1 protein-coding gene is annotated in these 665 nt (G+C 52.3%); it reads left to right on the plus strand.

What is annotated here, in order from left to right; genetic code table 11:
- Positions 1-134 precede the first annotated feature (134 nt).
- On the plus strand, positions 135-665 hold a 531-nt coding region (locus A8707_RS26355), incomplete at its 3' end, for an IS3 family transposase (RefSeq protein ID WP_269452781.1).

Raw genomic sequence — 665 nt, forward strand, 5'->3', positions numbered from 1 at the left:
ATGAGTGAGGTGTTTGAGCGCGGTTCCAGCGCCAGCAAAGTGGAGCCAGAAGGGCAAGCCCACCTCGATGAGTTGTATCGACAGATTGGACAGTTGAAGGTCGAGCGCGATTTTTTAGTCAACAGGTCGGCACGATTAGGGCTGCCGACCGAAAAGCCTTGGTAGAGCCTGACCATGAACACTTGAGCATTCAACGGCAATGTGAATTGCTGCGGATTCCCCGCTCTAGCTACTATTACCAGGCGCTCGCTCCGTCAGAGGAAGACTTGATGGTGATGCGGTTAATCGACCAGCAATATCTGGAAACCCCCTTTTACGGGAGCCGGAAGATGAGCGTCTTTCTCAAAACTCAGGGGTATGGGGTGAACCGCAAGCGCGTCCAACGGTTGATGCGAGAGATGGGATTAGTTGCCATCTACCCCAAACCCAATACGAGCAAACCTCACCCGGAGCATCGAGTGCATCCCTACTTATTGAGAGGACTTGCGATTACCCAAGCCAACCAAGTCTGGTGTACCGACATCACCTATCTCCCAGTCTGTCGGGGACACTTCTATTTAGTGGCAGTGATGGATTGGTATAGTCGTCACGTCTTGTCCTGGCGGATCTCCAACACTCTAGAAGTTCACTTTTGCGTGGAGGCGTTGGAAGAAGCCTTATCCAAC

It is taken from the genome of Phormidesmis priestleyi BC1401 (assembly GCF_001650195.1).
Taxonomy (GTDB): Bacteria; Cyanobacteriota; Cyanobacteriia; order Leptolyngbyales; family Leptolyngbyaceae; genus Phormidesmis_A; species Phormidesmis_A priestleyi_B.